Origin of the sequence: Vreelandella gomseomensis (genome assembly GCF_031451645.1) — a bacterium.
In the GTDB taxonomy this organism is placed as follows: domain Bacteria; phylum Pseudomonadota; class Gammaproteobacteria; order Pseudomonadales; family Halomonadaceae; genus Vreelandella; species Vreelandella gomseomensis.
Genome location: NZ_JARWAI010000001.1, coordinates 23,369 through 49,540, shown reverse-complemented (window position 1 = coordinate 49,540; position 26,172 = coordinate 23,369). Strand labels below are relative to the sequence as shown.

25 protein-coding genes are annotated in these 26,172 nt (G+C 61.0%); 10 read left to right on the top strand and 15 right to left on the bottom strand.

Going from position 1 to position 26,172, the window contains the following annotated elements:
- Positions 1 to 174: 174 nt before the first annotated feature.
- Together QC815_RS00235 and QC815_RS00230 are read left to right on the top strand one after the other, a co-directional pair.
- A complete protein-coding gene (locus QC815_RS00235; protein ID WP_230446214.1) occupies positions 175 to 1,089 on the top strand; it encodes a LysR family transcriptional regulator in 915 nt (304 codons plus the stop codon).
- A gap of 75 nt (positions 1,090 to 1,164) precedes the next feature.
- The gene (locus QC815_RS00230; RefSeq protein WP_230446215.1) at positions 1,165 to 2,160 is read left to right on the top strand and encodes a glutathione S-transferase family protein; all 996 of its coding nucleotides are present in this window, start codon (positions 1,165 to 1,167) and stop codon (positions 2,158 to 2,160) included.
- 92 nt (positions 2,161 to 2,252) lie between these two features.
- Here QC815_RS00230 and QC815_RS00225 read toward each other — a convergent pair whose 3' ends face one another.
- Positions 2,253 to 2,750 carry a PRC-barrel domain-containing protein gene (locus tag QC815_RS00225; protein WP_309766310.1) on the bottom strand — a complete coding sequence of 166 codons (498 nt, stop codon included), beginning with the start codon at positions 2,748 to 2,750 and terminating at the stop codon, positions 2,253 to 2,255.
- 105 nt (positions 2,751 to 2,855) lie between these two features.
- Positions 2,856 to 3,053 (bottom strand): CsbD family protein, encoded by a 198-nt coding sequence (locus QC815_RS00220; protein ID WP_309766308.1) that lies wholly within the window; start codon positions 3,051 to 3,053, stop codon positions 2,856 to 2,858.
- 526 nt (positions 3,054 to 3,579) lie between these two features.
- Here QC815_RS00220 and QC815_RS00215 point away from each other — a divergent pair.
- A complete protein-coding gene (locus tag QC815_RS00215) occupies positions 3,580 to 5,292 on the top strand; it encodes a DEAD/DEAH box helicase (protein WP_230446218.1) in 1,713 nt (570 codons plus the stop codon).
- A 119-nt stretch (positions 5,293 to 5,411) separates the two neighbouring features.
- Complete coding sequence (nfi, locus tag QC815_RS00210; protein ID WP_309766306.1) at positions 5,412 to 6,110, top strand: deoxyribonuclease V; 699 nt, start codon at positions 5,412 to 5,414, stop codon at positions 6,108 to 6,110.
- Between the two features lie 6 nt (positions 6,111 to 6,116).
- Here nfi and QC815_RS00205 read toward each other — a convergent pair whose 3' ends face one another.
- Entirely contained in the window at positions 6,117 to 6,833 is a 717-nt protein-coding gene (locus QC815_RS00205; protein WP_309766304.1) for a glutamine amidotransferase, read from the bottom strand.
- Positions 6,834 to 6,969: 136 nt separating this feature from the next.
- Here QC815_RS00205 and tpx point away from each other — a divergent pair, with 136 nt between their 5' ends.
- Positions 6,970 to 7,473: a thiol peroxidase gene (tpx, locus tag QC815_RS00200; protein ID WP_230446221.1), complete on the top strand. Its 504-nt coding sequence runs from the start codon at positions 6,970 to 6,972 to the stop codon at positions 7,471 to 7,473.
- Here the strand turns inward: tpx and QC815_RS00195 are convergent.
- A complete protein-coding gene (locus tag QC815_RS00195; RefSeq protein WP_230446222.1) occupies positions 7,463 to 8,146 on the bottom strand; it encodes a gamma-glutamyl-gamma-aminobutyrate hydrolase family protein in 684 nt (227 codons plus the stop codon). The two genes, tpx and QC815_RS00195, sit on opposite strands and share 11 nt — an antisense overlap.
- A gap of 63 nt (positions 8,147 to 8,209) precedes the next feature.
- Positions 8,210 to 9,232: an amidoligase family protein gene (locus tag QC815_RS00190; protein ID WP_309766300.1), complete on the bottom strand. Its 1,023-nt coding sequence runs from the start codon at positions 9,230 to 9,232 to the stop codon at positions 8,210 to 8,212.
- 139 nt (positions 9,233 to 9,371) lie between these two features.
- Between QC815_RS00190 and QC815_RS00185 the strand changes: the two genes are divergently transcribed.
- Positions 9,372 to 11,825 (top strand): mechanosensitive ion channel family protein, encoded by a 2,454-nt coding sequence (locus QC815_RS00185; protein ID WP_230446224.1) that lies wholly within the window; start codon positions 9,372 to 9,374, stop codon positions 11,823 to 11,825.
- On the opposite strand, the gene QC815_RS00180 is transcribed toward QC815_RS00185, so the two are convergent.
- Both QC815_RS00180 and QC815_RS00175 read right to left on the bottom strand, forming a co-directional pair.
- Positions 11,742 to 12,173: a hypothetical protein gene (locus QC815_RS00180; protein ID WP_309766298.1), complete on the bottom strand. Its 432-nt coding sequence runs from the start codon at positions 12,171 to 12,173 to the stop codon at positions 11,742 to 11,744. The genes QC815_RS00185 and QC815_RS00180 overlap by 84 nt on opposite strands.
- Before the next feature lie 38 nt (positions 12,174 to 12,211).
- Positions 12,212 to 13,177 carry a DnaJ domain-containing protein gene (locus tag QC815_RS00175; RefSeq protein WP_309766296.1) on the bottom strand — a complete coding sequence of 322 codons (966 nt, stop codon included), beginning with the start codon at positions 13,175 to 13,177 and terminating at the stop codon, positions 12,212 to 12,214.
- 141 nt (positions 13,178 to 13,318) lie between these two features.
- Here QC815_RS00175 and QC815_RS00170 point away from each other — a divergent pair, with 141 nt between their 5' ends.
- Complete coding sequence (locus tag QC815_RS00170) at positions 13,319 to 14,737, top strand: hypothetical protein (RefSeq protein ID WP_230446227.1); 1,419 nt, start codon at positions 13,319 to 13,321, stop codon at positions 14,735 to 14,737.
- Positions 14,738 to 14,872: 135 nt separating this feature from the next.
- Positions 14,873 to 15,562, top strand: a complete 690-nt coding sequence (locus QC815_RS00165; protein WP_230446228.1) for a CBS domain-containing protein — start codon at positions 14,873 to 14,875, stop codon at positions 15,560 to 15,562.
- A gap of 65 nt (positions 15,563 to 15,627) precedes the next feature.
- Here the strand turns inward: QC815_RS00165 and QC815_RS00160 are convergent, their stop codons facing one another.
- The 8 genes from QC815_RS00160 to QC815_RS00125 form a co-directional block, all read right to left on the bottom strand.
- Positions 15,628 to 16,752: an aminotransferase class V-fold PLP-dependent enzyme gene (locus tag QC815_RS00160; RefSeq protein ID WP_230446229.1), complete on the bottom strand. Its 1,125-nt coding sequence runs from the start codon at positions 16,750 to 16,752 to the stop codon at positions 15,628 to 15,630.
- Positions 16,753 to 16,884: 132 nt separating this feature from the next.
- Positions 16,885 to 17,292, bottom strand: coding sequence for a cytidine deaminase (cdd, locus tag QC815_RS00155; RefSeq protein WP_309766292.1), 408 nt, complete (start codon positions 17,290 to 17,292; stop codon positions 16,885 to 16,887).
- Between the two features lie 24 nt (positions 17,293 to 17,316).
- Entirely contained in the window at positions 17,317 to 18,042 is a 726-nt protein-coding gene (gene deoD / locus QC815_RS00150) for a purine-nucleoside phosphorylase (protein WP_230446231.1), read from the bottom strand.
- A gap of 160 nt (positions 18,043 to 18,202) precedes the next feature.
- Positions 18,203 to 19,447: a phosphopentomutase gene (locus QC815_RS00145; RefSeq protein ID WP_230446232.1), complete on the bottom strand. Its 1,245-nt coding sequence runs from the start codon at positions 19,445 to 19,447 to the stop codon at positions 18,203 to 18,205.
- Complete coding sequence (deoA, locus tag QC815_RS00140) at positions 19,447 to 20,772, bottom strand: thymidine phosphorylase (protein WP_309766289.1); 1,326 nt, start codon at positions 20,770 to 20,772, stop codon at positions 19,447 to 19,449. Before deoA ends, QC815_RS00145 begins: the two co-directional genes overlap by 1 nt.
- A 1-nt stretch (position 20,773) precedes the next feature.
- A complete protein-coding gene (gene deoC / locus QC815_RS00135; RefSeq protein ID WP_309766287.1) occupies positions 20,774 to 21,577 on the bottom strand; it encodes a deoxyribose-phosphate aldolase in 804 nt (267 codons plus the stop codon).
- A gap of 90 nt (positions 21,578 to 21,667) precedes the next feature.
- Positions 21,668 to 22,951, bottom strand: coding sequence for a NupC/NupG family nucleoside CNT transporter (locus QC815_RS00130; protein WP_230446235.1), 1,284 nt, complete (start codon positions 22,949 to 22,951; stop codon positions 21,668 to 21,670).
- A gap of 31 nt (positions 22,952 to 22,982) precedes the next feature.
- Positions 22,983 to 23,822: an outer membrane protein OmpK gene (locus QC815_RS00125; RefSeq protein WP_422823723.1), complete on the bottom strand. Its 840-nt coding sequence runs from the start codon at positions 23,820 to 23,822 to the stop codon at positions 22,983 to 22,985.
- Positions 23,823 to 24,131: 309 nt separating this feature from the next.
- Between QC815_RS00125 and QC815_RS00120 the strand changes: the two genes are divergently transcribed.
- Entirely contained in the window at positions 24,132 to 24,899 is a 768-nt protein-coding gene (locus tag QC815_RS00120; RefSeq protein WP_230446236.1) for a DeoR/GlpR family DNA-binding transcription regulator, read from the top strand.
- Positions 24,900 to 25,214: 315 nt separating this feature from the next.
- A complete protein-coding gene (gene cyoA / locus QC815_RS00115) occupies positions 25,215 to 26,171 on the top strand; it encodes a ubiquinol oxidase subunit II (RefSeq protein WP_309766285.1) in 957 nt (318 codons plus the stop codon).
- The last annotated feature ends 1 nt before the right edge of the window (position 26,172 follow it).

Here is a 26,172-nt window from a genome sequence, read left to right as displayed (position 1 = left end):
CACTGTTTGCTAATAAATGTAATGGCAGGCGTTCGTCATCTTTGCCCATCAACACAATGACTGCGCAGATTAGTTAGTTCGGGGTACGGTAATCAAGCACAAATGCTGGCATTCTAGAGGGGTTTTTCGAATGTTTAGCGGATTGTTTCGCTGTTTTGCGTCGAGGAAATCGAAATGTCTCGGGTAACACTTGCACAGTGGCAGATGCTTGCCGCCGTGGTTGACCATGGAGGGTTTGCTCGGGCCGCCGAGGCCGTGCATAAAAGCCCCTCAACGCTGAACCACGCGGTACACAAGCTGGAAGAGCAGTTAGGGGTTCAGGTACTGGAACCGGTGGGCCGTCAGGTGCGCTTGACCGAAGCAGGGGAGCTGCTGCTGCGTCGGGCGCGTCAGCTGATCGAGAGTGCCGAATCCCTTGAAGACGTCGCCTCGCGGCTTGCGGCGGGCCTCGAAGCCGAAGTGGTGCTGGCGATCGACCAGGTATTTCCCGCCGCGGCCCAGGCAAAAGCGTTGGAGCGGTTTTCGGAAACCTACCCCCAGGTGCGTGTGCAACTGTTTGAAAGCGTATTAAATGGCGGTACTGAAATGCTTTACGATGGCCGCGCCGATCTGGTGATCTCCGGCATCGAAGCCCAGGGATTTCTTGGTGAGCCGCTGGTGATGGTCAGATTCGTGGCGGTTGCTCACCCGTCGCACGCGCTTCACCGGCTGGGCCGGTCACTGGATTTGCGCGACCTTGCCCAGCATCGTCAACTGGTGGTGCGCGATTCGGCCCAGCGTCAATCCACCAATGCCGGATGGCTCAAAGCCGAGCAGCGCTGGACGGTGAGCCATCTCAATACCTCCCTCGATATGCTCAAGCGCGGCCTGGGGTTTGCCTGGATGCCGGAAACGCGCATTGCCGAAGAGCTAGGCGACGGGCGGCTCAAGCCGCTTCCGCTGACAGCCGGCAGCATCCGTGAAGTCCCCGTCCAGTTGATTTTCCGCGATCAGGATCGGGCGGGGCCGGCTGCGCATGCCATGGCCTCGGCGCTCCGCCAGGCGGTGCGCGAGTGCGCCCCCGAAGATTCGATTGTGTCGAATGAATAGCGGTAAAACATCCGCTTGAGTCGGGTGGCCTCTGGCGTATGCTTACCCAACGCTAACGCTTTGAGGAGAGGCTATATGGGCTTGTTGATTGAAGGAAAATGGCACGACCAGTGGTACGACACGAAGAAGCATGGCGGAGAATTTGTCCGCGAATCCGCCCAACTGCGCGACTGGGTGGGTGACAACCCTGACGCCGAAGGCCGCTGCCATCCCGCCGAGCACGACCGCTACCACCTCTATGTATCGCTTGCCTGTCCCTGGGCGCACCGTGCTCTGATCATGCGAACGCTCAAGGGGCTTGATGCGGTGATTGGCACCTCTCACGTTAGTCCACTGATGCTCGATCAGGGGTGGACTTACCACCAGGACGAAGGATCCAGCGGCGATCTCGTCAACGGCGTCGAGTATCATCATCAGCTCTATACCATGACGGATCCCGGCTATACGGGGCGTGTCACCGTTCCCGTACTTTGGGACAAGCATCGCAATGCCATCGTCAATAACGAATCCGCCGATCTGGTGCGCATACTCAACGATGCCTTCGATGAGCTGACCGGCAATGATCTGGATTTTTATCCTGCCGACCTGCGCGATGTGATCGACGAGGTCAATGCCGACGTCTATGACCATATCAACAACGGCGTTTATAAATCAGGCTTTGCCACCGAGCAGCACGTCTACGAAAAGCATGTGCGCGCACTTTTCGACGCCCTGGAGCGTATGGAGAAACGCCTGGGTGAGCATCGCTATCTGGCGGGGGAGTGGCTCACCGAGGCGGATATTCGGCTGTTCACCACTTTGATACGCTTCGATGCCGTGTATTACGGGCACTTCAAGTGCAACGTGAAGCGCATCGAGGATTTCCCCAACCTGGCCAACTACGTGCGCGAGCTTTATCAATGGCCGGGCGTGGCGGAAACGGTCAACATGGATCACATCAAGCGCCACTACTACTACAGCCACGATACCATCAACCCCACGCGTATCGTGCCGGTAGGGCCGGCGCTGGATCTCGGTCGTTCCCATGATCGCGAGCGACTGCCAGGCAAGGGTATCCGTCGCAAAGCCTGAACCGACCGTCAGACACCAAAAAGCCACCTTGCGGTGGCTTCTTGTCGTTATCCCTTAACGGTTAAGGGATCAGCGATATAAAGATGAAGGCGCTACTCTTCAATCGCTTCATCGTCAGGGTTGATGGCCTCGCGTGTGGACTGCCAAGCGCTTTCTACCCCTTCTTCAGTGCTTTCCCAGGCATCCCTGGCATTCGCCTTGGTCTGTTCCCACCAGTCACGATCATAGGTCGGGAAGGATTTGACTTCATCTTCAGAGGCGTTGACCAGAATCCGATGTTCGGTGTCGTCACCGTCGGTATCGGTTTCCAGGCTGAAGTAGTCGGTATCGACGACGATTTCACGTCCGCCCAGGCCCAGCACGGAGCCGCTTTCCACGACCAGCGCGCTGACTTTCATGTCTTCGTTCAGCAGAATATCGTCGACGTCGCCAATTTCTTCATTGGTATCGCCTTCGAGATACACGGTCGCATCCATGATGTCATCGGCGGAATACATGCCCTGAGGCCCGTCCGAGGCAGCGTTGGCATGAAAGGCAGCGCTGCTTAGCAGGGCGGCACTGACAGCGGTGGTGATGATTGATTTACGCATAGCGTCTCTCCTTGTGGCTACGATGCTCAATGTGCATGTATCGCTGTGTCGCGATAGGTGACATTGAGAGAAATAAAATTACCGGCGTGTAGAGTCAACGCGTGGCTATAAAGCGTTTGCCCACTCGTCGGCCTTGCGCTCGGCTTCCTCCCTGACCAGGCCGTATTTTTGCTGAAGCTTGCCCACCAGCTGTTCGCGCTTGCCATCGATCTGATCCAGCTCATCGTCGGTAAGTTCGCCCCAGCTGGCGCGTGCCTTGCCCTTCATTTCAGTCCATCGACCTTCGACTTGATCCCAGTTCATCGAACCACTCCTTTGAGGTGCCTTTGAATTGATAGGCGACTATCAGGCTAGTTGAAATACGTTGCGGTGCAAGGAAGCTCGTCCAAAAAAGCCGCTGAAACCACTGGTCAGCCATCAGTTGCAGTGTTAGGATGCGCGCTCCTCGCATGTGTTGACCCCTCCATCACGACGATAAGCGTTTGCCTGCGTAGCCACGAGTCATTGTCAAGTCATTGCTCGCTACCCGGAAACGTTTGCTGGAACATCTCCCTGTTGGCAGATGTTCGCTGCTGTGAAGATGGCGCGCCTCCAGCATTTCACCAAACGGGTGAAATCGGCGCAGTAAGGTCGCCACGGCGGATTGAGTCACTTAAGGGTGAGCGATCCGGATGCTAGGTGCGACCGGCGTCTCCGACTCCACTGATGACGATATCCGCGCTGCGGATCGATGTTCTTTGATGCTGCTTACTTGATGCGCATCATTGACCGAGTCAGAGACGCTTACGATGTTTTTTGCCGGCACAACCGGCCTACCAAGGTGTGATTAATGACCTCGACTTCTGTCGCCTCGCCGAGCTTCGGCGATCTGGCTCTATTGCCTGCCGTTCTGTCTGCTGTTGAAGCACAGGGCTATGAAACTCCCTCGCCGATCCAGGCGCAGACGATCCCTGCGTTGCTGGAAGGCCGCGATATGCTGGGCCAGGCACAAACCGGCACCGGCAAGACCGCTGCATTTGCACTGCCATTGCTTACGCGTCTGGATCTGACGCGCCGCGAACCTCAGGTGCTGGTCATGGCACCGACCCGTGAGCTGGCGCAGCAGGTTGCCGCCTCGTTCAGCAAGTATGGCCAAAACCTCAAGGGTCTCGAAGTCGCGATCCTGTGTGGCGGCCAGGAATACCGTGAACAGCTGGGCGCGCTGAAGCGCGGCGCCCAGGTGATCGTCGGCACCCCCGGCCGGATTATCGACCACCTGGATCGCGGTAGCCTGAAGCTTGACGGCCTGTCCGCCCTGGTGCTCGACGAAGCCGACGAAATGTTGCGCATGGGCTTTATCGACGACGTAAAACGCGTGGTTGCCGATACCCCGAAAGATGCTCAGCGTGTGTTCTTCTCGGCAACGCTGCCGACCGAAATCGAGCGCATCGTCAACCGCTATCTGGTTGACCCGGTCAAGGTGGCGATCGAGTCTGGCACCACCACCGGTGAAAACATCGAGCAACGCATCGTTCGCGTTGACGGTGGCGCCAAGCTTGAAGCCCTGGCGCGTATTCTCGAAGTCGAACCCGTCGATGGCGCCATCGTCTTTGTGCGTACCCGTGCCGCCTGCACCACCCTGGTGGAACAGCTGACCGCTCGTGGCATCAACGCCGCCGGCCTCTCCGGTGATCTGGATCAGAGCCTGCGCGAGCGCACCATCACGCGCCTGAAGCGTGGCAAAGTCGACGTGTTGATCGCCACCGACGTCGCTGCCCGCGGCCTCGACGTATCGCGTATCACCCACGTGATCAATTACGACCTGCCCCAGGACGCGGAAGCCTATACCCACCGCATCGGGCGTACCGGTCGTGCCGGACGTAGCGGCATCGCGATTACTTTTGCCGGCTTCCGTGAAGGCCGCAAAGTGGGCTGGATGGAGCAGGCAACCGGTCAGAAGATGTCCGAAATGCCGCTGCCCGACGAGAGCGCGATTCGTGCCCATCGTGATGAGGTCTTCCATCATCGCGTCGTGGCTGCGCTCACCAAGGGAGCCGAGGAACAGCGTGCTCTGGTCGAGCGCCTGGTCGAGGAAGGCCATGACCCTGTCGAGCTGGCCTGTGCCTTTGCGGCCATGGCCCGCGCTGACGAAGCGCCGATCGGTCGCCTCCAGGCACCGCGCAAGGAAAAGCCCTCGCGTGACGGCGCGTCAGGTGGCAAGCCGGGTGCGCGTCGCGAACGTTCCAGCGCACCGAGCGAAGGCATGACCCGTTACCGCGTTTCCGTTGGCCATAAAGACGGCGTCAAGCCCGGCCAGCTGGTAGGCGCTCTTGCCAACGAAGGGGGTATCGAAGGCGCGCGTATCGGACGTATCGATATCCGTAACGCCTTCTCGGTGGTCGAGCTGCCCAGCGGTCTGCCGTCTACCATCCTGACCAAGATGGCGCGTGCCCGGGTTGCCGGCCGTCCGCTGGAGATCAGCGAAGACAGCGCGCCCGAGCGTGCGCCGCGCCGTCGTAATGACGATGGCGATGCGCCGGTCCGTCGCCGCGAACGCGCCTAAGGATTGACCGGCTGCCGCCAGGCGGCAACGGCTATCCCCACGCCCCCGTGCCTTTCCAGGCCCGGGGGCGTTTTTTTGCTACCTTGTGCGTCTGGATGTCGGTAAATCAGGGAGGCCTTATGGCGACACCGCTACACGCATGGAACCTGGCGCCTAAACAGGCCATTGCGCTGCAGAGCCAGTTGGCCAAGCGTCTCGAACTTACCGACCGTATCGACCCGGTGCGTCATATCGCCGGGGTGGATATTGGCTTCGAAGACCAGGGTGCCAACACCCGGGCGGCGGTGGTGGTGCTACGCTGGGCCCCGAACGCTGCCTCCCACCTGGCCGTGGTCGAGAAGGTGGTTCACCGCGAGGCGACGCGCATGCCCTATGTGCCCGGTCTGCTATCGTTTCGCGAGCTTCCGGCCGCGCTGGGCGCGTTCGAAAAACTCGCCATGACGCCTGAACTGGTCATGGTGGACGGGCAGGGCATTGCCCACCCGCGCCATCTTGGCGTCGCTGCCCACTTAGGTCTGTGGCTGGACTTGCCCACCATTGGCATTGCCAAGTCACGGCTGACGGGCAGTCATACCGAGGTGGGGGAGGCGCGGGGCGACTGGGTGCCGCTGACCGCCGGGGATGCGGTGATCGGCGTGGTGCTGCGTTCGCGGGCCAAGGTCAAGCCGGTGTTCGTTTCTCCCGGCCACCGACTGTGTCTGGATACCTCACTAAGCTGGGTTATGAGCTGCCTGGGAGCCACCAAGCTGCCCGAGCCCACCCGCCTGGCTGACCGGCTGGCATCACGGCGCGACGAAAAGCGCACGCCTGCCCGCTAGCCCACGCTAGACGAACGCTAAAAAGCGGCGCAGCAGGCTCGATGCCTCCGGGGTGTCGCCAATGCTGAGGAGCAACGCCTCGGGGTCGTCCCCCTGATCGCGCAGCGCGGCCTTCTGCCGTTCCAGGTAAGCGCGCATGACGGGCGCGGTGAATTCCGGATGAAACTGTACGCTCCATTGGCGTGCTCCATAGCGCAGCGCCTGGTGAGCGTCGTGGCTGTTATGCGCCAGAATCGTGGTGTCGGGCGGCAGCTGCATGACCGACTGGGCATGGGTCAGGTGGGCCGGGAAGCATGTCGGTAGCTGGCCAAATAGCGGATCCTCTTGACCCGCCCGGGTGAGACGTACGGCATGGGTGCCCGACTCGCGGCCGGCGGGGTGGTAATCGCTGATGCCGTCGAATGCCGCGGCCATCAGCTGATGACCGTAGCACACGCCGAGCATGGGTACCTCGTCCGCCAGCGCCTGGCGCAGCCAGGGCTTGAGCGCCTCGCTCCACGGCGGCGCTTCGCTGACCATGCTGTGCGAGCCGGTGATGATGACGCCGGCATACGCCGCGGCGGGCTCAGCGGGTACCGCATCGCGGGCGTCCCAGACGCTTAACGTCAGCGTTTCCGGCAGCGCCTCGCGCAGCTGGCGGATAAAAAGTTGTTCAAAGTCGCCGTGGGCATCGACGACCTCGGGGAAGGCATCACCGGTTTTGATAATCACTAAAGAAGACATGCTGGCTCTCATCCTGGCGCCGCGCGGGATCGTTGAGGGAGGTTAAGGTCGTCAAGAACGATAGAAACAATAGCCTGCCGGGGCGATTCCCATGTAAGGTGCATCCGTGACCCCATATTACGTTCAGGAGCCTGATATGCAACAGATAACCCGCGCAGGTGAGCCCATGGATGTGGCCGGCAGCCTGCCTGCCCCCGGCCAGCAAGCCCCGGCTATGACGCTGACCAACGCCGAGCTCAAGGATGTCACCCTGGATACTTACCAGGGCAAGCGCAAGGTGCTCAATATCATCCCCAGCGTCGATACGCCGACCTGTGCCATGTCGACCCGACAGTTCAACGCGTTGGCATCCAAGCTGGACAACACCGTGGTACTGGTCGTGTCCGCCGACCTGCCGTTTGCCGCCAAGCGCTTCTGCGGGGCGGAAGGGCTCGATGAAGTCGAGACGCTCTCCACCTTCCGTCACCGCGAGTTCCAGGAAGCCTGGGGTGTGGCACTGTGCAATAGCGCCATGGAAGGACTGTGTGCCCGTGCGGTCGTGGTCCTGGACGCCGACAACCGTGTGCTGCACAGTGAACTGGTCAGCGAGCTCAAGAACGAGCCGGACTACGACGCCGCGCTGGCCGTGCTCAACGCGTGATGCCCAACTGATGGCGCTCGGCCGCCGCCACCAGCGCGCGAATCAAGCGCTGCTGGGGGCGGTTGAAGATCAGCCATTCGGGGTGCCATTGCACGCCGATCAGGAAGTCGTGATCCCGTGACTCGATGCCCTGGACCAGGCCGTCGCGGTCGCGGGCAACGATGTCGATACCCTGTCCGGCCTGATTGACGGCCTGGTGGTGAAGGCTGTTCACCCGGCACCAGGTGACGCCGAGCAGGCGATGGAGCTGGCTGGCGCCGACGATATCTACCGTTTTGCGTGGCAGTACCGTCCGCCGACGCTTGAGGCCTTCGTGGGTGGTGTAGATATCCGGGTCGAGGGTGCCGCCAAGGTGCACGTTGATCAGCTGAGCGCCACGGCAGATACCTAGCACGGGGGTATGCCGAGGAATGAAGCGCTCGAGCAGGTTGAGCTCCAGCGCATCCCGGGCGGGATCCAGACGCACGTCAAGCTGCACCTCCCCACCATAGAGCGACGCTTCAATATCATCGCCGCCACCAATGATCAGGCCATCCAGGTACTCAGGTTTGGGCCTTGATGGCGACAGGCGAAGCGGTCGCCCGCCGTGACGCCAGACGGCGAACCAGTCGAACCACCAGGCAAGCTGGCTTTTTGCATCGGAGGTGGTGATGCCAATTAACGGGCGGGCCATGCAACGGCACTCTCTGGTCGATGTGAATGAGTTGGTCGATGTGAATGCGTCAATCGCAAAATTTCAGCGTTTCGTCGCCGAACGCCCGTGCCACCAGCACTTGATGCGGCTGGTCATGCGCATGAACCAGGGCCGGTTGTGCAGGGCGATGTAGTCGTCGCAGCGGGCGGACAGGGATGCCTCAGCGGCGGCCAGGTGTTCGACAGCGGCCCATCGGTTCCATTCGGTAACGGCCCCCCAGTGAGGCTCCGATAGCTGGGCGTTGGGCAGCCGGTAGTGAAACGTCGGCCGCGGCTTGGTCAGCTCGCTATGCAGCAGCTTGTGGGGATGGTCGGGGCGAAGGTAGGCAAACAGCGGCAACATATCCAGCTCGCGGTTGCGGGTCGGATTGTAATGCAGGTAGTCGTCAATCAGCGTGTCGAGATCCGGGGTGTACTCACGGTCGAGCACCTTGAGCGCGTACTCTTTGGGAAACGGGTTGGCGTGGGGGAGGACTTCGCGGGTGATATCCACCTTGATCTCGTCGCGAAGCCAGCTTGCCAGCAGCAGATAAGCCCGGAGCATCGCCAGCAGGTAGTCCACGTCGGCGCGCTCGATCTCAGGGTTGAGGTGCAGTCCGAAGCCGTAGAGCAAGCTCGCATCCGTGCCCTTGGCGCCATGTGTGCGCAGCGCCTCGAAAAGGCTATCGAGGTCGGGCAGCTCGTCCCAGGGCACCGGCGGGCAGACGATTTCGGTGGGTACCAGGCCGGTCACCATGTCGCCAATCAGCTCGCGGGTCTTGCGATGGAACTCCAGGCGGTGCTGGTGCTGCTGGCGCATCCACTCGCTGTCCTGCTCGTGGCCCTCTTCCAGCAGCGCCTTGTCCGGGTGGGCATACTGGGTGTCCAGCTCAATGCCGAACTCCCCCCAGCGGGTACCCTCGACCAGTAGTCGGTGAGGGCTGACCACGTTAAGCTCACCACCAAATAGCTCGCGAACGATCTGGGCCGTGTCGCGGGGCGGGAGGCCGGCAAACTCGATTTCAACGCCGACACGGCGGGTTTCGCCCTTTGCATTGCGTCCGTTAGGTGGTGCATCTAACGTCATCTCGGCATCCTGTGAGGTGAACAATTCATCCACTCAGCCTATCATAGTCACGCGCACGGGCTGAGAATAATCACGTAGCGCACCACTTAAGCGTTACCGTGTGGCAACGTCTATTCACGCCTTGGTCCAGGAGTAACATGTGCGAACGCACTGGCTAATTAACACCGTTCTACGCCTCGTTGTCATTTTGATGATGGGTAGCGTGGCCACACAGGCCCAGGCGCAGTCGATCACCCTGCCGAGCCTGGGAGGCGCTGGCTCGGAGGAGCAGAGCGATGTCAACAGCGAGGATTTTCAGGGCTCGCTGGATGACGTGATCTCGATGCTCGAGAACGAAGAACGGCGCAATGAGTTGCTTGGCTCGCTGCGTGAGCTGCAAACCACCTCGGGCGAGGCGACCCAAGAGGAGGGTATCGTGCACCAGGGGCTGTTGGGTGCCCTGGCCGACACCCTCACCGACATCGGCGAGCAGGCCCAGGCCGGGGATTCACCGGTCGACGAGTGGGAGCGTCAGCTGGTACATGGCGGTCAAGAGCTGAAAGCGTTGGTCAGCACCGCCGACCGCAGCGAAACCATCCGCGCCGTGGCCGAAGGGGCGGTGCTGGCGGTGGTCTGGATCGCCTTGCTGGTGGCGATGATCGGCGCCGGTCGGGTGCTGGCCAACCGCCGCGAATGGCCGCTCGACCTGCCGCGGGACCCCAAAGGCTGGCTGATGGTGGTGCACTTCCTGCGCCGCATGCTGCCCTGGATACTGGCCTTTGCCATTACCCTCGGGATCGGTCAGTTGATGGCGTACAGCCCGGGCCGAACCATGGTGCTGGTGGTGGCGTATATTTGCGTGTGCGGTCGGTTGCTGTCGGTGGTGTTTGAAACCGTGGTGGCGTTTTTCAGCCGCGGCCATCGTTTTACCGCGGTGCTGCTGCTCCATCAGCAGGCACTGCGCGGCCTGTTCGTGATTGGCGCACTGATTGCGCTGGGCGACGCGGTGAATTCCAGCCGTATCGTCGAGATGCTGGGCGAAGAGCTTTCCAGCCTAGTCTCGGTGCTGGCCAACATGCTGGCGGCCCTGCTGTCGGCGCGCTTTGTGTTCAAGTTCAAGCGGCCGGTTCGCCACCTGATCTGCAATCGTCCCTACAAGCAGCGCCGCGATGCCAGCGCGGCGGTGGAAATGATCCGTGCCCTGGGTGGGCTCTGGCATATTCCCGCGCTGCTGCTGGTCGGCGGTTCACTGCTGGCGATCTTCATTACCGTGGGTGACGTGGGAACGGCACTGGCCCGGTCAATCATTTCCGCCAGCCTGTTGGTGCTCACGCTCGTGGTCACCGGTCTTCTGCGCCGCCAATCCGAGCGCCTGGGCAAGCGCCGCCATCGTCGTCGGCAAAGCCAGTACCGCAAACGGTTGGAGCGCTTTGCGTTCGTGCTGGGGCATATCTGTGCCTGGGTGGTCTTTGCCGAACTGCTGATGCAGGTGTGGGGCAGCTCCATGTTCGGCCTGGGGCAGCGCGGGCTGGCCGGGGCGCGGATTGGCCCGGCACTGGTGAGCCTTGGCGCAACGGTGTTTCTGGCCTGGCTGGCGTGGATCTTTGCCGATACCGCCATTCAGCGGGCGTTGGTATCGTCGACCCGCTCGCGGGGGCGGCGGGTGAACCAGGCCCGGGCGCAAACCATCACGCCGATGATTCGCAACGTGATTTTCGTCACGATTCTGATCATCGCAGTGATAGCGGGGCTTGCCAATCTAGGGGTCAACGTCACGCCGCTGCTGGCGGGTGCCGGTGTCATCGGTCTGGCGATCGGTTTCGGGGCGCAGACCCTGGTGCAGGATTTGATCACCGGGATCTTTATCCTGATCGAAGACTCCCTGGCGGTGGATGACTTTGTGCAAATCAACGGTCACATGGGGACAGTCGAGGGGCTGACGTTGCGCACGGTCAGACTGCGCGACCTCGATGGTGTCGTGCATATCATCACTTTCAGCCGCATCGAGTCGATTCACAACATGTCCCGGCAGTTCGGGATTGCGCTGATGCGCATCCGTATTCCCCACGAAATGAAAGTCGACGACGCCATCAATCTGATGCAGGACACGGCCCAGGAGCTGCGCAAGGACCCGATGATGCGGCACTACATCTGGTCGCCGCTGGAAATGCAGGGCGTCGACAGCTTCGACGACGGCGGCGCCATCCTGCGCATGCGTTTCCGTACCGCGCCGGAAATGCAGTGGGACGTGTCGCGGGCGTTCAATCTGATGCTCAAGCAGCGCATGGAAGCGGAAGGCGTTGACATGGCACCGCCGCGTTTGAGCATCAACATGGAAGGCCAGGCAGGCGGTTCGATGGCGTCGGATGCCAGCGTTGACATGGACTTGGACGAGGCCCCCCACAACGATGACGGGACGCTGCCCGAGGATCGCGAGCGGCCGACGTCACCCAAGCCCGCGCCGCTGCCCACGCAGGCCGAGATCAAGAAGGACGAGCGTCAGCGCAAGGGCGACGGCCAAGGCAAGCGGTTACCCGGTGGCAAGTCCCAGGCAAAGGGCAAACCCGATCACACTCCCGATACCGGCCCCGGTCGCGAACATGGCGACGAGTAGCCACGGGCCGCGCCAGCGACGCCAGCGGTTATACAGGGAGACTGCGTTGCTGACGCGATCGACCAGTTCATCGTGGCGTGAAATGGCGTGATCGGGGGGCAGTGAGAAATCGTTGGCCACATCACCCTGCCAGTGCGCGCCATGGGTCAGCCCCAGTCGCGCGCGTAGACAGCCGATGTCGCTGAGCGTCTGGTGCAGGGTGTCGTAGGTTTCGCGATGCTCATTGACCGCCAGCACGGTGTCGGCATCCTGGCGCAGGGCGCTGTTTTGGCAGCGTTCGACGGCGCTCCGGATGTCGAGCTCGCTGGCTTCTGATGAAAGCGATAGGCGTTGATACAGATCGCGCATAAGAATGGTCTTGTTCCGTCGGTCGCCGCCGTGTCGGTTTAATAGGTTTGCATCAGGTAATCATACGCGTTTTTGATGCGCTGGAAACGAGCAGATGCGAGCGCTACCTGATGTTCGCTTTCGGAGAAGAAACGGTCCGGGTGGTGCAGCTGGGCCATGCGCCGATAGGCGAGCCGAACGTCACCGCGGCTGGCGCCCGGCGGCAGCCCGAGCACGGCCAGCGCCCGGGTAGTGCGATCCGGTGGCGGGGTGTGCGACGACTGTCGCCGCTCGCTCTGGGCGCGTTCGTGACGCGCCTGCTCTCGTTGGGCCTGTTCGCGGCGCTGCTGGTCGTCGCGCTGGCGCTGGCGTTCTCGCTCCTGACGGGTCTGTTCCTTACGCGCGTGCGCCTGTTCCTGCTGGCGCTGCTTTTCCTGATGTTTGCGCTGTTTTTTCTGTTCGCGCTGCTCGGCTTTCTCCTGAGCCTGGCGTTCGGCGTCTTCGCGGGCTTGCTGTTCGGCGGCGGCGTCGCGCGCTTTTTGACGGAAATAGTCAGGGTTATGCTGCTGCCAATAGGTATGCCGACTGGGATCTTCGGGGGCGCCCATGGATCGGCCGGTCAGCTCGTAAAACAGCGTGCTCAGCGTGGTGGGGGTCACGTTGAGCAAGTCGGCAAGAAAGCGCAGGATATAATGGTTGGCCAGCGACAGCTCGCCGTCGTCGGTGGCAACGGTAATCGACTGGTGCAGCACGCTCAAGCTACGCTCCTTGGAGCATTCCTTGCGCAGAATTTCGGCGGCCAGCTGAATCGCCTGAAGATCCTGGCTATGAGCGATCCCCATGACCGGTCCGAGCTCGTGCCCATGACGAAACTGCGCCGTGACCTGGGCCAGACGGCGGCGCCGTTGACCTTCGGACACGTGCTGACGGTGCACCAGCACCCAGGCCAGCAATAGCAGCGTTGCCGTATCCACTTGGCTGCGGCTTTTCAACAGCACCAGCTCAAAGGGTGAAAAACGGGCCATGGACATTCCCAAGCTCCCAATGCAAAGAGGTAAACAGCGAGCAATAGTGGCGTTCGGCGTCCATTAAGGCAAGTCCTCCCCATACCCGATGCACTGCCATGTTATCGCATCACCATACACAGGGAAGTAGGAGATTGGTCGTTGATCAACGTTGAGCGCAAGAACAGCTATCAGCTGCGTATTTCGCGGCGTCTCAAGGAGGAGACGTCTCATACCCTGGACGTCTACCTGTTCGTGCCGGGCGAGCTGGGTCTGTCGACCCAGTTGATCTCCGAAGAAGCGTTCTATCATGCGGCGATCCAGATATCGCGCACCTATTACAGCGATCAGCATCACCTGCCCTTGGTGCGCAGTCGCCTGGCCACGCGCCACCAGATGGGCAGCGATTCCTATCGGCTGAGCCTCAGCCTTTACGCCTATCAATACGTTGGCGCGATGGAGCGTACTACCCAGGCCATGCTGGAGCGTGCGCGAGCCATCCGCCCTGGGCAGGAAAAGCAGCAGGTCGATCAGCAAAGCGTCGACCGCCTGTGCGATGAGATGCAAGAGACCAGCGACTTGAGCGAGAGCATCCTGAGGCGTCTGCGCCGTCATCCACCCAAGGACGACCGGCTGTATAAATACTTTGCCAATATCGACAACTACCTGTCGTGGTTTACCGAGCAGCAGCTGTTGGCTCTGGTGGCCCACATGCCCAGGGGCGGCGAGTTTACCCCCATCCGTCACCGTTTCGTGGCGATTTGCCAGCGCGAGGCCGAGTACCGCCAGGAGCAGGAATACAACGCGATGCGGGTCATGGAAGACCCCACGCGCATGTCGAACAAGATGCGTCTGTTACGCCGTTTGATCGAGTACCCGATCACCCTCAAGCAGCGCTCTCAGGAGCTCGGCGGCGGTGAGCAGAAAGCCGTCAAGGCCCTGGCGACCGCCGTGGTCATGGGGTTTGTCTCGTTTGGCGTGCTGCGCCTGCGCGATACGCTGGGCGATATTACCGCGCTGTTCGTGATCGCCATGGCGGTGCTCTACGCCATGCGCGAGGTGTTCAAGGACGATCTGCGCAATACGCTCTGGCGCTGGCTGCGGCGGGGGCGCCCCAAGTGGCGGCGGCAATACGTCGACCCCAACCGCAATGTGCCGGTTGGGCATCAGCTGGAGTGGTTCGACTATAAGCGCTACGCCGTGCTGGACACGGAAATCCAGCAGTTGCGGCGTCGAACGGTCGCCCAGCGTGAAGAGGTGGTGCTGCATTATCGTTCGCAGTCGCGCATGTCACCGACGCGCTTCCTGAGCGGCTACGAACACACCCAGGAGAGTCTGACCCTGGATATATCCATGCTGACGCGACTGATGAGCAAGGGCAAGCACGCCATCTACCGGCTCAAGGAAGGCCAGGCCGTGCGCGAGACCGTCGAGCGCCGTCACCTGTTCAATCTGGTGATCCGCGAAATCGGCAGCGAAGACCAGCCCTACCTGGCCCGCTGGAAGGTCGTGGTCAGCCGCTCGGGAATTGTCTCGGTGGAAAAGGTCGAGGAGAGCGAGGCTCACCAGGCACCCCCATAAACTGCGCTGGATCAAGTTTGCGTCATCCAGCTCAAGCGTGCATAGGCAAATCCCCGGGGGCGGACTAGGCTTATCGATAGGCAATGCCTCCCGCATTGGCGACGACATCGCAAGACGCGTCGCAAGGAGAAAATCATGCAAGCAATCGATATTATGACCCCTAAAGTCGTCAGCGTGTCTCCTGGCACGGAGGTGCGTGATATTGCCCAACTGCTGCTCAAGCATCGCATCAGCGCCGTACCCGTCGTGGACGCTCAGCACCAAGTGGTCGGGATTGTCAGCGAGGGCGATCTGATGCGCCGGCTAAAGGATGACAGCGGCGAGGATCACGGCGGGTGGCTATCGCTTTTCAGCGCCGGGAAGAATGCCGGCGAGTATGTGAAGGCACACGGCCGTAAAGCCCAGGACATCATGACCCGCGACCCGCTGACCGTTGAGGAAAATACACCGCTCCACAGCATCGCGCGACTGCTGGAAAAGCACCATATCAAGCGCGTGCCGGTGCTGCGTGACGGTAAGCTGGTGGGTATTGTCAGCCGCGCCAATCTGCTGCAGGGCATTGCCAATGCGGCGGTGGGGCCGACGCAATCGCCCACCGATGACCGGGCGATTCGCGACGCCATTTTCAATGAAGTCGAGCATGGCACGGACGTGCGGATCGAGAACATCAGCGTCATCGTGGACGGCGGTGCCGTGGAAATCTGGGGGCTGGTGGATTCCCTTGAGCAGAAACGGGCCGTCACCGTCGCGGCGGAAAACGTTTCCGGGGTGACGCAGGTCGAGAACCATCTGGGCATGATGCCCCGCGGCGTGGGCTATATGTAACCTGTCGTTCGCTTGTCGTCGTTTTGCCAATAGCCCGCTATCGCTGATAGCGGGCTTTTTCGTGCCTAGCTGACCGCTTCGATGGCGTTTTCCAGGCTAGCCACACTGCGCTGGGTATGGTGAAGCTTGTCGAGACCAAACAGCCCGATGCGGAAGGTCTGGAAGTGGTCGCCCTCATCGCACATCAGCGGCACGCCGCCGGCGACTTGAACGCCTGCCTGGGCAAGCCTGCCGACCAGGCCGGCGTCGTCGGTATAGCAGACGACCACGCCGGGGGCTTCAAAGCCTTCGGCGGCGACGCTGGTGAACCCGTGGCGCGTAAGCATGGCGCGAACCTCGCGGCCAATCGCCTGCTGCTCAGCTTTGACCTTGGCGAACCCATACGCGCGGGTTTCCTGCATGATGTCGCGCAGCGTGCGCAGGGCATCGGTGGGCATGGTCGCGTGATAAGCGTGGCCGCCGTTTTCGTACGCCTGCATGATGCTGTGCCACTTGCCCAGATCGCAGGCGAAGCTGTTGCTTTGCGTCTCGGAAAGACGCTGGGTGGCGCGCTCGGAGAGCATCACCATGGCGCAGCAGGGCGAGCCGCTCCAGCCTTTCTGCGGTGCGCTGACCACGACATCCACCCCCAACGCCTGCATATCCACCCACAGCGTGCCGGCGGCAATGGCATCGAGCACGAACAGGCCGCCCACGTCACGGGTCGCCTTTGCAACGCTGCGGATATAGTCGTCCGGCAGCAGCAGCCCGGCCGAGGTCTCCACCTGCGGGGCAAACACCACGGCGGGCTTTTCCTCACGAATACGCGCGGCGACGTCGTCGGCGGGTACTGGCGCGAAGGGGGAGTGCGGATCGCTGGCGTCAAGCCGCCGTGCCTTGAGCACCGTATGCTGGTCGGTCAGACGGCCCATCTCGATAATCTGCGTCCAGCGGTAGCTGAACCAGCCGTTGCGAATGACCAGCGTCGGCTGGTCGACAGCGAACTGGCGCGCAACCGCTTCCATGCCGAAGGTACCGCTACCCGGCACGATGACGGCCGCATGGGCGTTATAAACTTCTTTGAGCGTGGTGGAAATATCGCGCATCACGCCCTGAAACTGCTGGGACATATGGTTCAGCGAGCGGTCGGTATAGACCACCGAATATTCCAGCAGGCCGTCGGGGTCGACGTTGGGCAGTAAGCCAGCCATGGCGTTCTCCAAAGAAATGGTGTGCTCTTGACGGCACACTTGGCGTCAACAAAAGGGTGGTCTTAAGCGTACGAGCAATACACGCACAAAACCAGCCCAAAGGGGCTGGCTTATCGTGGACTGCCTGGCGGCTTAACGCTGTGGCAGTTGCTCGGGGCCGAAGGCGTCGGGCAGCAGCGTTTCCATGGTGTAGGTCTTCAGCACCTCGCCTTCGCGAGAAAGCACCAGGATCTGCGTGTCGGGCGTGGCAAATTCGCGGATACGCTGGCGGCAGTCGCCGCAGGGCGTACACAGATGCTCGCCGGGGCCCATCACATAGACCTTGGCAAGTTCGCGTTGCCCGGCGGTTGCCATGGCGGAAATCGCCGACGCTTCGGCACACAGCCCCTTGTAGTGGGCAACTTCCACGTTGGCGCCGACAAACTGCTGGCCGTCGGGCGTCTCCATCACCGATGCCACCGGGTGGTGGGAGTAGGGCGCATAGGCATTGCCCAGCGTCTTGAGTAGTGTTTCAACCAGCGCGGGGGCGACTTGGCTCATGGCGATTTCCTCGGTGTTGTCCGCTCAGGCGTGCGCGGCGTCGTCGCGCAGTACCGTATCCAGCGCAATGGTCATCATGTCGTCGAAGGTGGTCTGACGGTCGGCGCTCGAGAGCGAGTCGCCTTTCAGAATGTGATCTGACACGGTGCAGATGGTCAGCGCCCGGGCGCCGAATTCTGCGGCCACGCCGTAGAGACCTGCCGCTTCCATTTCGACGCCGACAATGCCGTAGCGCTTGAGCAGCTCGGCCATCTCGGTTTGCGGGTTGTAGAACAGATCCGCCGAGAAAATGTTGCCGACTTTCACCGGCACGTTCTGCGCATTGGCGGCGGCCACGGCGTGCTGGGTCAGGTCAAAGTCGGCAATCGCAGCGAAGTCGTGGTCGTTGAAGCGCATGCGGTTGACCTTGGAGTCGGTGCAGGCGCCCATGCCGATGACCACATCGCGGACGTTGACGTCGTCGCGCACGGCGCCGCAGGAGCCCACGCGAATGACAGATTTCACGCCGTAGTCGGTGATCAGCTCCTTGGCATAGATCGAGACCGAGGGGATGCCCATGCCATGGCCCATGACCGAAATCTCGCGGCCTTTGTAGGTGCCGGTGTAACCAAACATGCTGCGCACGTCGTTCACCTGGCGAACGTTCTCCAGGTAGGTATCGGCAATGTACTTGGCGCGCAGCGGGTCGCCGGGCATCAGCACGGTATCGGCAAAGTCGCCTTGGGCAGCGTTAATGTGCGGGGTCGCCATGAAATGCTCCTATGTCTATTACGGGAGGTCCGAACAACCCTCCGCGGGGGCGCTGTAAACCCATCCCTGGGCGCTACTTTCGCCATCCATGGCGAAAAACCCCCGCTACGGGTTGATTCTGACCTTGCACTCTATGGTGCTAGTCGTTTGTTAGCCGCACTCAAGCAGCGTTGGGCAAAAAACTGTTGCCGTCGGCCATGGCCTCGAGCGCGAAGTAGTCGGCGAGTGTCTGGCCAATATCGGCGAAGGTGCCGCGTTCGCCCATGGGGCCGGGGGTGAAGCCGGCGCCGCGAACCATGACCGGTACGTATTCGCGGGTATGCTCGGTGCCTTGCCAGCTGGGGTCGCAGCCGTGGTCGGCGGTAAGCAGAAGCAGGTCGTCGTCGCTCAGCGCGGCGAACAGCTCGGGCAGGCGGGCATCGAAATGCTCGAGCGCGGCGGCATAGCCCGGCACGTCGCGGCGGTGACCGTAGACCGAATCAAAATCGACAAAGTTGGTCATGATCATGGTCGGGCGGTCGCTGGTTTCCTTGGCAGTACGCGCTACCTCGCCAAGCGTCGCTTCCATCAGTGCGTCGTGACCGCTGGCCTTGACCTTGTGGGTAATGCCGCAGTGGGCGTAGATATCGGCAATCTTGCCGATCGACACCACTTCGCCCCCCGCTTCGGCGAGCTTTTGCAGCACCGTGGGCGTGGGGGGCTCGACGCTGTAGTCGCGGCGATTGCCGGTACGCGCAAAGTCGTCGCGGTCATTGCCGACAAAGGGGCGGGCGATCACGCGGCCAATGTTGTAGGGCTCAAGCAGACCGCGCACGGTTTCGCATAATTCATAGAGCCGTTCGAGGCCGAAGTGCTCCTCGTGGGCGGCAATCTGAAACACGGAATCCGCCGAGGTGTAGACGATGGGCTTGCCCGTGGCGATATGCTCTTCGCCCAGGCGGGCGATGATCTCGGTGCCCGAGGCGTGGCAGTTGCCGATCACGCCGGGCAGATTGGCGGCGTCGACAATCTTGTCGAGCAGCTCTGCCGGGAAACTGTCGGTTTTATCGAGAAAGTAGCCCCAGTCGAAGCGAACGGGCACGCCGGCAATTTCCCAGTGGCCCGACGGCGTATCTTTGCCGCTGGAAACCTCTTTAGCGTGGGCGTAGGCGCCTGCCAGGTTTTCTGGAAGCGAGACGCCTTCGGCTACGCTGCCGGTGGCATCGCGGTGGGCGTTGAACAGCCCCAGCGCGGCCATGTTGGGCAGTCTGAGCGGCCCTGAGCGTTCGGCGGTATTAGCCTCGCCGCGGGCGCAGGCGGCGGCGATATGGCCCAGGGTGTCAGCTCCCTGGTCACCGAATTTATCGGCGTCCGGCGCGCTGCCGATGCCGAAGGAATCGAGGACAACAACAATTGCGCGGCGCATCAGGCTTCTCCTCGGAAGGTGTCTTGAAGTAGCGTATCGGCGGTCGCGGGGGCGTCACCCAAGGTGACCGCGGCGCGAAGCTGGGCGGCGGCAAGGGCGGCGGCGTCTTCGCTTTTGGCGTGAACCATGGCGATAGGACGCTGACCATCGACACGCTCGCCGATTTCGGCAATGTCGCTGAAGCCGACGCTGTGGTCGACGCTGGCATCATTGCGCAGGCGCCCTCCACCGAGTTCCACCACGCTCATGCCGACGGCCCGGGTGTCAATACGCTGGATGATGCCCGACTGTTCGGCATATACAGGCTTGATAACGTCGGCTGTGGCCAGGTAGTGATCCGAACGCTCCATGAAGTCGGCAGGGCCGCCCAGCTCGCTCACCATGCGGGCAAAAACCTCGGCCGCCGCACCCGATGTAAGGGCTTTTTCAAGCTTGGTCAGCGCTTCCTCACGGCTGTCGACCAGCTTGCCCGCCATCAGCATTTCCACCGCCAGTTCGCGGGTCACCTGCATGACCCGGCTGTTGGAACGTTCACCGCGCAGCAGTGCCAGGGTTTCGACGATCTCGACCGCGTTACCGGCGCAGGGGGCCAGTGGCTGGCTCATGTCGGTGAGCAGCGCGGTGGTCGGCGTGCCTGCCTGGGTCGCGACATTGGCGATGCTCTTGGCCAGTTCGCGGGATTTTTCCGGCGTAGGCATGAAGGCGCCGCTGCCGACTTTGACATCCATGACCAGGGCATCCAGGCCGGAGGCCAGCTTTTTGCCCAGGATGGAGGCGGTGATCAGCGGGATGGATTCCACCGTGGCGGTCACGTCGCGCACGCCGTAGATGCGCTTGTCCGCTGGAGCGAGGTTGCCGGTTTGGCCGATAATCGCCACGCCGGTGGATTTCACCACGTCGCCGAAGCGTTCCGGGGCGGGGTAGGGGTTATAGCCGGGAATGGACTCCAGCTTGTCCAGCGTGCCGCCGGTGTGGCCCAGGCCGCGGCCGGAAATCATCGGTACGAAAGCGCCGCAGGCGGCGACCCAGGGGCCGAGTACCAGCGAGACCAGATCTCCCACGCCGCCGGTGGAGTGCTTGTCGACGATCGGCCCCGGCAGGTCAAGTGAATCCCACTGCATGACGTAACCGGAGTCACGGGTGGCGGTGGTCAGCGCGACGACTTCCTCACGGCTCATGCCGTTTAAAAACACCGCCATGGTAAAGGCGCCAATTTGGGCATCGCTGATACGGTCATCGGCAATGCTCTGAACAAAGGCCTTGATTTCTTCTGCCGGCAGCGGCTGGTGATCGCGCTTGAGGCGAATCAGTTCTTGCGGGAGCATGTTAGTAGCCTCCGTCATTACGCGAGAGCGAGGCGGTCTGCGGGTTGCCACTCAGGGTATTGAGCAAGTCCCCCAGCAGGCTGGACGCACCAAACCGGAAGTGGCGCGGCGAGACCCACTGGTCACCCATGATCTTGGCGGCGAGCGCCAGGTATTCGGCGGCCTCTTCGGCTGTCTTGACGCCACCTGCCGCCTTGAACCCGACATCCTTGCCGCTTTCCTTGATCGTCTGGAGCATGATCTCGGCGGCTTCCAGCGTTGCGTTGACCGCCACCTTGCCGGTTGAGGTCTTGATGAAGTCGGCGCCGCCTTCAATGGCCAGCTCGCTTGCCCGCTTGATCAGCGCAGGCTCTTTAAGCTCGCCGGACTCGATGATGACTTTCAACAGCGCCTGGCCGCCGCAGGCCGCATGGCACATTTCCACCAGCTCACGGCCGGTCTCTTCGTCGCCCGCCATGAGGGCGCGATAGGGAAAGACGACATCGACTTCGTCTGCCCCGGAGGCGACGGCTTCACGGGTCTCGCGGGCGGCGCCCATGATGTCGTCACCGCCGTGGGGGAAGTTGGTGACCGTGGCAATTTTGACGTCACCGTTGAGCTCGTGGGCGGTGAGGGCGCGACGCGCGGTCACGACGAACTGGGGGTAGACGCATACCGCCGCCGGGTAGCCAAAGGGCGTTTTTGCCTTTTTGCACAGTGATTCGGTGGACGCATCGGTGTCGGTATCGTTGAGACTGGTCAAGTCCATTAGTGAAAGCGCCTGGCGCGCGGCAAGGGTCACGTTAATCGAAGCGGTCATGGACATCTCACACAGTGGTAGGGTTAATCATTAACTGAAAAAAACGGGCACTGCCGTATAAGACAGCAGCGCCCGGGATATAGCCGTATGTCGCGTTCAGCTAGCGGCGCTGCCCAGGGCAAGGAAGAAGCCCGCAATCGACGCCGACATCAGGTTGGACAGTGTACCGGCCAATACCGCCTTGACGCCAAACCGGGCGATTTCTTGGCGACGGGTGGGGGCGATGCTCCCCAGGCCGCCGAGCAGAATCGCAATCGACGACAGGTTTGCGAAGCCGCACAGGGCAAAGGAAAGAATCGCCATGGTGTGCGGCGTCATGGCCTGTCCGGTTGCCGCGACCATCTGCTCGCCCTCGATATAGGGCGCCAGGTTGATATAGGCGACAAACTCGTTGACCACCAGCTTCTGGCCGATGAACGAGCCGGCAAGCGTGGCCTCTTCCCAGGGCACCCCGAGCAGGAACGCCAGCGGGGCAAACAGCCAGCCCAGGATCCACTCAAGGCTCAACGATTCGAAACCTACCCAGCCGCCGACACCGCCCAGAATGCCGTTGATCAGGGCGATCAGGGCGATGAAGGCCAGCAGCATCGCGCCCACGTTGGCCGCCAGCATCAGGCCGGAAGTGGCGCCAGACGCTGCAGCGTCGAGGACGTTGCTGGGCTTGTCCGATTGCTCGTCAAGCTCCTCCTCTACCTTGGAAACGCTGTCCGCATCTTTGGGATCCTGGGTTTCCGGCATGATCAGTTTAGCAAACAGCAGGCCGCCGGGGGCCGCCATGAAGGAGGCGGCGACCAGGTATTCCATGGGAATGCCCAGGGCGGCGTAGCCCGCGAGCACCGAACCGGCGACGGAAGCCAAGCCGCCGCACATCACGGCAAACAGCTGGGAAGGCGTCATGCGGGCGATAAACGGACGCACCACCAGGGGCGCTTCGGTTTGGCCGACAAAGATGTTTGCCGTAGCGGAAAGCGACTCGGTACGCGAGGTGCCCAGCGCCTTCTGCAGCGCGCCACCCAGGATGCGGATCACCCACTGCATGATGCCGAGGTAGTAAAGCACCGCGATCAGCGAAGAGAAGAAGATGATGACCGGCAGTACCTTGATGGCAAAGACAAAGCCCACTGCGTCGGCATCGGCCAGGCCGCCGAACAGGAAGCTGATGCCGTCGTCGGCGTAGACGAGAATCTGGCTGACCCCCGCCGAAATGGTTTGCAGCACCGTCTGGCCAAAGGGGACATAAAGCACAAAGGCGCCAATACCCGCCTGAATGCCAAACGCGCCAAGCACCGTGCGCAAGCGGATCGACTTGCGATCGTAAGAAAAGACTAGGGCGATGGTCACCAGGGTGACCATGCCGACCAAGCTCATCAGGAGTGTCATAAGGAAATCCTTGGTGTCGCGTTAGGCGCTTTTACAGCAGGTTGAGCTTCACGGTGTAAATCATCGCATTCTGGTAGTTGTTGCGGGTACCCAGCTTCTCGTCAGAATACCGGTACTGGATGCCGGTCGTCACCAGTTCGGTCGGGTGCCACCACAGGCTGACGGCGCCATTGGTACCTACGCTGTCCGCCTTGCCGCCGACATAGTTCTGCTCCAGGTACTCATCGTCGCGACCAAAGGTCTGCTCGTGCCAGTTGGTCACGCCAAACTGCTGCCCGAACGCATTGAAATCGTAGCCTGCCACCCAGCCGGCCATGAAGCCGTTCGAACCGGTATAGGCATCGCTCTGCACCCGTGCGGCACCGATAAACGGCTTGAACCACAGGCCGTTATCGAAGCTGGTGATATAGCCGAGACCGAGGATCTGATCCTGCTCGCGGGCGTTGAAGCCGTAATCGCGGAAGTCGTACAGGTGGGCGTAAATGGATAGCGGGCTATCACCCAGATAGATATGCGAGGTGAGCTTGCCCGCCGTGCGGAAGTTGTCGGTGCCGCCGCTGGCTTCGTCGAACTGGTCGTTGGTGGGGTTCTCGAAGTCGAAGAAACCGTAGAATTCCCCCCATTCGTAGCCCAGGCCGCCCTCGATTTCGAGAAACAGAAAGTCGCTTTTCGCTGCATTGTTGGCGGTGCGCGCTTCGGTGCCGTCGGACCAGTCAAGGTAGTTGACCGATACGTTGGCAAACGACCAGATGGGGTCAAATGTGTCCGCATTGGCGGTACTGGCGGCGCCGGCCATTAATATGCCAGCGCCGAACGCCGCGAGCGACGCACGTGAAGAGAAAGCGGTAGTAACGTGTGTGCGAGCAGTCATGAGAGCCTCAACAGGTTGTTAGTGGCAGTTTTGATCCGCCTCGACGACGGACGTGAGGGCTGGCGTTTTGTTGCGATGTTAGAATTATAACATTTAGTGTTATTTTTCTAACGCGAATTTGCAAACCCTGGCCCGTCAACGGTGTTTAAATGAAAAACGGCTGACATGCGCTTTAAAAATTGCTGGTTCAATGGTAATTCCCTGTGTGCTGGCTCAGCATGAAGGATGCCTCGGCGGCAGGCGTCGAGGCGCTCAGCGATAACCTAGGCCCATCCAAACACAACAGGCCGTTACCAGGAGAAGCTGCCCATGAAAGACCGGAGTACGTTGCGCTTGGCAACCTTGCAGGAGGCACTTGCCAGCGGCGGGACGCTGCATTTGCGGGATGCGGCGGCGCTGTGCGGCGTGTCGGAGATGACCATTCGCCGGGATCTGAATGCCCACCCGCACGTGATCAGCCTGCTGGGGGGGCGTCTGGTCATGGCGCATACGCCAGGCGTAACGCCGGTATACGACCTGAACGAACAGCAGGCGAGCCACTATCAGATAAAAAGCCGCCTTTGCCAGCGGGCGCAGCGCTTTATCGAGGACGGCGATACGCTATTTGTCGACTGCGGTTCAACCCTGATGCCGCTGATGAATCAGTTGGGGGCGTATCGTGAGCTGACGGTCATCACCTATGCGCTTAACGTGGCCAATGCCGTGGCCCCGCTGCCTAATGTACGGCTGGTGCTGCTGGGCGGGTTGTTCTATGCGGCATCGCAGTCTTTCGCCAGCGATGCCATGACCGAATCCATCGAGCGATTGGGCATCAATAAGGCGTTTATTTCAGCGGCGGGAGTTGATGTGCAGCGCGGAGTAAGCTGTTTCCACTTCCACGAGGTGGTGCCCAAGCAGGCAGCGATGGCGGCGGCCATGCAGCGTCTGTTGGTTGTTGATGCCAGCAAGTTCGGCGTGGTGCGCCCGGCGTACTTCGCTTCGGTGAGCGAGTTTGACGTGATCGTTACCGACGAGGAGGGCGCCCCGACCTTGCTTCACGACGCACGCAGTGTGTCATCGACGATCACCGCGCCATAGTTTTTGAGAAAGTGTCTTGCCTGGTTTTTTGGATTAAATTAGCCAAGTTACCTTTAAGCTGCCGGCCAATCGTGGCAGAATCCGCAGCGTTTACCTGCGGCAAATCGTCTCTTCTCTTCTGCGTCATTGATGCGAGAATAGCCAGCGTCTGCGGTAATTGTGTTTGGCATTAGCCTGCCAAACGATCCTCTCTCGCGATCAGACGCCGACGTTAAGCATTTGCTTATCCACTGCGTTTGCTCAAGAGACTTTGTTAGCTTGCTACTTAGCAGCTTGTTTACAATGTTTGCCTCCCAGCCCTGACGAGGTCGTAACATGAGAAAAAACCTCTACGCCAAAGCGGCAGGTATTCTACTGTTGCTTTCTTTATTTCTATTGCTGGGTGGTTGTAGCTCGGCGCTGATGGACCCGAAAGGTCAAATTGGCGCCGAGCAACGCACCCTGATTCTGACAGCCTTTGGCATTATGCAGATCGTCGTGCTTCCCGTTATCGGGATGACGCTGTTCTTTGCCTGGCGTTACCGCCGTGGCAATCATAATGCTGCCTACACGCCTGAATGGGCTCACAACACCTGGGTCGAAGTGGTGGTGTGGCTGATTCCATGCGTTATTGTCCTCTTCCTCGCGGGGTTGACGTGGTACACCTCGAACAGTCTGGATCCGCACAAGCCCATTGCCGAGGACGGTGAAGAGACACTTGAAATTCAGGCCGTCGCGATGGACTGGAAGTGGCTGTTTATCTATCCCGAGCAAGGCATTGCCTCGGTCAACGAGGTGGCGTTCCCAGCGGATACGCCCGTACGTTTCCGGGTCAGCTCGGCGTCAGTGATGAATTCGTTCTTCATTCCTGATCTTGGTAGCCAGATCTACGCCATGGCGGGTATGGATAACGATGTCCATCTGATCGCAGACGAGGAAGGCACTTACCCAGGTCGTTCTACCAACTATAGTGGTTCGGGCTTCTCGGGCATGACCTTTGACGCGCATGCGACATCGGAAGAAGGCTTCGATGAGTGGGTGGAAGAAGTTAAAGCGTCCTCCAAATCGATAAGCTTCGACGATGGCTATCTCGAGCTGTTAAAGCCAAGCCGTAATCATCCGGTCGAGTACTTCTCCGAAGTATCGCCAACCCTTTATGACGACATTCTCAACATTTACCACAGCGGTGAACCTGTTGAAGTGTTGCCTAATGAGACCGGATACAAACATGCCAGTAGCGATCATCAAGAGCAGGACGGCGATATGGCGATGAACGCGGAGGCAGCGGAGTAAA

What these genes read in the sequence shown, in the direction of transcription:
- QC815_RS00235 (WP_230446214.1), top strand. Translation starts at nt 175, where the DNA reads ATGTCTCGGGTAACACTTGCACAGTGGCAGATGCTTGCCGCCGTGGTT.
- QC815_RS00230 (WP_230446215.1), top strand. Translation starts at nt 1,165, where the DNA reads ATGGGCTTGTTGATTGAAGGAAAATGGCACGACCAGTGGTACGACACG.
- QC815_RS00225 (WP_309766310.1), bottom strand. Translation starts at nt 2,750, where the DNA reads ATGCGTAAATCAATCATCACCACCGCTGTCAGTGCCGCCCTGCTAAGC.
- QC815_RS00220 (WP_309766308.1), bottom strand. Translation starts at nt 3,053, where the DNA reads ATGAACTGGGATCAAGTCGAAGGTCGATGGACTGAAATGAAGGGCAAG.
- QC815_RS00215 (WP_230446218.1), top strand. Translation starts at nt 3,580, where the DNA reads ATGACCTCGACTTCTGTCGCCTCGCCGAGCTTCGGCGATCTGGCTCTA.
- nfi (WP_309766306.1), top strand. Translation starts at nt 5,412, where the DNA reads ATGGCGACACCGCTACACGCATGGAACCTGGCGCCTAAACAGGCCATT.
- QC815_RS00205 (WP_309766304.1), bottom strand. Translation starts at nt 6,833, where the DNA reads ATGTCTTCTTTAGTGATTATCAAAACCGGTGATGCCTTCCCCGAGGTC.
- tpx (WP_230446221.1), top strand. Translation starts at nt 6,970, where the DNA reads ATGCAACAGATAACCCGCGCAGGTGAGCCCATGGATGTGGCCGGCAGC.
- QC815_RS00195 (WP_230446222.1), bottom strand. Translation starts at nt 8,146, where the DNA reads ATGGCCCGCCCGTTAATTGGCATCACCACCTCCGATGCAAAAAGCCAG.
- QC815_RS00190 (WP_309766300.1), bottom strand. Translation starts at nt 9,232, where the DNA reads ATGACGTTAGATGCACCACCTAACGGACGCAATGCAAAGGGCGAAACC.
- QC815_RS00180 (WP_309766298.1), bottom strand. Translation starts at nt 12,173, where the DNA reads ATGCGCGATCTGTATCAACGCCTATCGCTTTCATCAGAAGCCAGCGAG.
- QC815_RS00175 (WP_309766296.1), bottom strand. Translation starts at nt 13,177, where the DNA reads ATGGCCCGTTTTTCACCCTTTGAGCTGGTGCTGTTGAAAAGCCGCAGC.
- QC815_RS00165 (WP_230446228.1), top strand. Translation starts at nt 14,873, where the DNA reads ATGCAAGCAATCGATATTATGACCCCTAAAGTCGTCAGCGTGTCTCCT.
- QC815_RS00160 (WP_230446229.1), bottom strand. Translation starts at nt 16,752, where the DNA reads ATGGCTGGCTTACTGCCCAACGTCGACCCCGACGGCCTGCTGGAATAT.
- cdd (WP_309766292.1), bottom strand. Translation starts at nt 17,292, where the DNA reads ATGAGCCAAGTCGCCCCCGCGCTGGTTGAAACACTACTCAAGACGCTG.
- deoD (WP_230446231.1), bottom strand. Translation starts at nt 18,042, where the DNA reads ATGGCGACCCCGCACATTAACGCTGCCCAAGGCGACTTTGCCGATACC.
- QC815_RS00145 (WP_230446232.1), bottom strand. Translation starts at nt 19,447, where the DNA reads ATGCGCCGCGCAATTGTTGTTGTCCTCGATTCCTTCGGCATCGGCAGC.
- deoA (WP_309766289.1), bottom strand. Translation starts at nt 20,772, where the DNA reads ATGCTCCCGCAAGAACTGATTCGCCTCAAGCGCGATCACCAGCCGCTG.
- deoC (WP_309766287.1), bottom strand. Translation starts at nt 21,577, where the DNA reads ATGTCCATGACCGCTTCGATTAACGTGACCCTTGCCGCGCGCCAGGCG.
- QC815_RS00130 (WP_230446235.1), bottom strand. Translation starts at nt 22,951, where the DNA reads ATGACACTCCTGATGAGCTTGGTCGGCATGGTCACCCTGGTGACCATC.
- QC815_RS00125 (WP_422823723.1), bottom strand. Translation starts at nt 23,822, where the DNA reads ATGACTGCTCGCACACACGTTACTACCGCTTTCTCTTCACGTGCGTCG.
- QC815_RS00120 (WP_230446236.1), top strand. Translation starts at nt 24,132, where the DNA reads ATGAAAGACCGGAGTACGTTGCGCTTGGCAACCTTGCAGGAGGCACTT.
- cyoA (WP_309766285.1), top strand. Translation starts at nt 25,215, where the DNA reads ATGAGAAAAAACCTCTACGCCAAAGCGGCAGGTATTCTACTGTTGCTT.